The sequence below is a fragment of the Psychrobacter sp. genome, from assembly GCF_018260395.1.
Taxonomy (GTDB): domain Bacteria; phylum Pseudomonadota; class Gammaproteobacteria; order Pseudomonadales; family Moraxellaceae; genus Psychrobacter.
The window spans coordinates 1-3,231 of sequence record NZ_JAGLBC010000193.1 but is presented as its reverse complement, the minus strand read 5'-3'; the positions used below and the strand labels follow the sequence as shown (position 1 = coordinate 3,231).

General features: G+C 36.0%; 4 protein-coding genes. 3 read left to right on the top strand and 1 reads right to left on the bottom strand.

Going from position 1 to position 3,231, the window contains the following annotated elements:
- Positions 1-38: 38 nt before the first annotated feature.
- Positions 39-416 (bottom strand): transposase, encoded by a 378-nt coding sequence (locus tag QZ265_RS10320; RefSeq protein WP_296405895.1) that lies wholly within the window; start codon positions 414-416, stop codon positions 39-41.
- 148 nt (positions 417-564) lie between these two features.
- Between QZ265_RS10320 and QZ265_RS10315 the strand changes: the two genes are divergently transcribed.
- The 3 genes from QZ265_RS10315 (at position 565) to QZ265_RS10305 (ending at position 3,171) form a co-directional block, all read left to right on the top strand.
- Entirely contained in the window at positions 565-1,485 is a 921-nt protein-coding gene (locus QZ265_RS10315) for an alpha/beta hydrolase (protein WP_296405893.1), read from the top strand.
- A 46-nt stretch (positions 1,486-1,531) separates the two neighbouring features.
- Positions 1,532-2,479, top strand: a complete 948-nt coding sequence (locus tag QZ265_RS10310; protein WP_296405892.1) for an alpha/beta hydrolase — start codon at positions 1,532-1,534, stop codon at positions 2,477-2,479.
- A 395-nt stretch (positions 2,480-2,874) separates the two neighbouring features.
- Positions 2,875-3,171, top strand: coding sequence for a hypothetical protein (locus QZ265_RS10305; RefSeq protein ID WP_296405890.1), 297 nt, complete (start codon positions 2,875-2,877; stop codon positions 3,169-3,171).
- Positions 3,172-3,231: the final 60 nt, after the last annotated feature.

Genomic DNA, 3,231 nt, shown 5'->3' with positions numbered 1-3,231 from the left:
AGTGAGCTTATTTTCGCATTTTTATTCTTTTTTTTGAATTAGGGACACGGCCTAAATAGGGTGTCTGCTAAACCCTTTTCGCCAAGCAGTTTGTGAAATCTCCAGATGGTACTGTGGTCTGGTGTGGCATCATTCAATGATAAGCCAACAAAGCGTCTAAACAGAAGATCTCGGGCTAATTGCTTCTCCATCTTTGGATCTGATAGGTTGTATATCTTCTGTAGCAGAAGTATTTTAAACATAACAACAGGATGCCATGCTCTTTCACCTACGGGTGCGTTATGAACATCCTTAAGTAGTTGTTCGATACGCTTCCAGTCAATTAGGGCATGAAAATCATCAAGTTCTTCTAAGGCTTCATGATGGGTTGCTAGTGCGTCAGCGAGTCCAAGTTGTCCTGTTTGTTTCCATGCCATGATTGATGCCTTTTGACTTTTATTTATGGTTTTATATAGTTTATCAGTTTTGACCTATGGTTGATGGTTCGTGCAAAGGTTTCTATCATAATAAATCTTAAATTAATGCAAGACGCGTAACGACTTTAACATTTTTGAAAGGGCAATCATGAATTTCATAACGGATAAATATTTTTATAGAATTGGAATAATTCTTTTTATATTATGTTATATATCATCAGCTTATGCGTTTGACCCAACTACTACAATAGATTTATGGTCTCCTGATTATTTAGCGAAACAACATAAAAAGCCCTTGCCAATAGAAGAGAAAAATTCAAAGGGGGCAATTAGCCATGTTGCTATGCCAAGACTGTTAGTCTATAAACCTTCTAAATCCAATCATAAAGCTATCTTGGTTATCAGTGGTGGAGGTTATCGAAGAGAAGAACAAGGTAAAGAAGCGATACCGGCAGCCAAATGGTTTACTAATCGAGGTTATACAGTATTTAACTTAATTTATCGTTTACCTATAGATGGTTGGAATAGTAAGCTAGTTCCTTTTGCTGATGGACAACGTGCCTTGCGTATTATTCATCAAAAAGCAAATGATTATGACTACAAGCAGATAGGGGTTATGGGATTTTCAGCTGGCGGTCATTTAGCAGGAATTTTGGCGGTAACCGAACACAACTTCTATTTGCCTCAAGATGAAATTGATAGTTATTCTGCACGTCCTGATTTTGTCGCATTAATATATCCTGTCGTGAGCATGGAATCAGGTGGTCAGCGCACTCAAACATATAAACAACTAATCGGTGATAATCATAGCTTAGATTTAGAAAAATCATTATCCATTGAACAATGGGTTACACGAGATACGCCGCCCATGTTCATCGCACATGCTAAAGATGATCCTATTGCCTCAGTCGATGACAGCATAGCATTAGATGAACAACTAAAAAAACATCATGTTAAACATACGCTAGTGCTTTTTAAAGAGGGAGGTCATGGTTGGGGCCTAGGCAAGGCAGGGACAACCACGATGGCATGGCCAGACATGTTTCAAAAATGGATTAGCACTATTTAATAAAATTGTTTAATTCATAACGATCAATAATTTTGGAAAAATTACTATGTCTAATAAACTACTAATTCCGCTATTTTGCTTCATAGCGACTGGCTGCCAGTCAATTACACAGCCCCCTAAGACTACCGTCATAGACGCGACTTATCAAAATATACCCTATACTCCCGCATTAGATGACCAACAAACTTTTGATATCTATTTACCAAAAATTCAATCTCAAAATATGTCATCGAGCAAAATACCGCTCGTAATATATATTCATGGGGGCGGTTGGAAACAAGGAGCCAACGACAAATTAGACATCGCAAAAACTAAAATGGGATTGGATAATTTTGCGAAAACTTTACTTAATAATGGTTATGCTATCGTTTCTATAGAATACCGCCTCTTACCTAAATATCAATCTCCTGCTCAAATAGATGATGTGACGAGTGCTTTTAATTACATCTATTCACATGCTCAGCAATATGGACTAGATGTTAATCGTATTGCTGTTATTGGAGAGAGTGCTGGTGGTCAATTAGCTGAGTATTTGGCAGTAACTCAAGGTAAAACAAAAATAAAGGCAAATGTTGCATTTTATGCTCCTGCCGACATTAGTAAACTGACAACTTATGCTAATCAAAATCCAGTCTGTCATTTTTTATGGGGTACTTTAGAAACTTTAACTGGAAAACCAACTAATTATAGTTTTGAAGGTGAGTTAATAGGTGGACAACCGTATTCACCAGAATTTATTCGCAAAGCTAAAGCAATTAGCCCCGTTTATCTAGTATCCGAAAACACACCTCCGACATTGTTGCTTCATGGGGATAAAGACTGTTTGGTACCTTTGAAACACTCTGAGGTATATTATCAGTTGTTACAGCAACATCATATTCCAAGTGAGCTGGTGATTGTAAAAGGAGCTGGACATGCAGATTCAAGATTTTATCGTTCTACCCAATATCTCGATAAGGTAATTAATTTCTTAAACCAGTATCTAAAACCGTAATTACAAATATATATACTCTGTAAATAGCTGACTGTTTAGATAAAATATTTGATTTAAAATCATTTTAATGAAATATGAGATAATACTTAATTAGAAATCAGTGGGACCAAAAATTTTAAGACAAACATAATAAAAAACACAAAATAAAGAACGGACAAACAAACATATAGAGCCCATTCCGGATTTTGTGTAACTTCTATTTGCTAATAGGGTATAAGAAGTTACACAAAGTTTAGGAAAGTCTCATAGCAATTATTACTGTTCTATTAATATGGTTAGCCGTGGGTTTTATAGGCAATTGACATACTTCCACCACTAAACCTAGCGGTTATAGTGGAGGAGTCTTTGCGACCCATAACAACCTAAGTTCTTACCTTTTGCGGAGACAACAAATAATGACAACATTTTTAATAAATATTTGTGGTATTTTGGCCGCCATTTTTGCAATTGCAGCGATTTGGTTTTATGTTAAAAGCCTTATTGTATTAGGTAGAAGTAACCTATTGTTAGGCATAGCGGGCTTTCTATTTTGGCCACTGACTCAAATTATTTTTTACTTAGCAGAAAGAAGAAGACTGCCTATAGAGGATAAAAAAGTGCTTATCCATTCAGTTTGGATGTGGTTCGCTGCTATGACTTTTGGTTTACTTACAGGCATTTTTCTTTATATATTACAAACCCCTACTCATTAGGATCCTGTAACTGCTTATAATCCATAGTAAAGGAGAATAAGCAATGACAAAACAAACAGA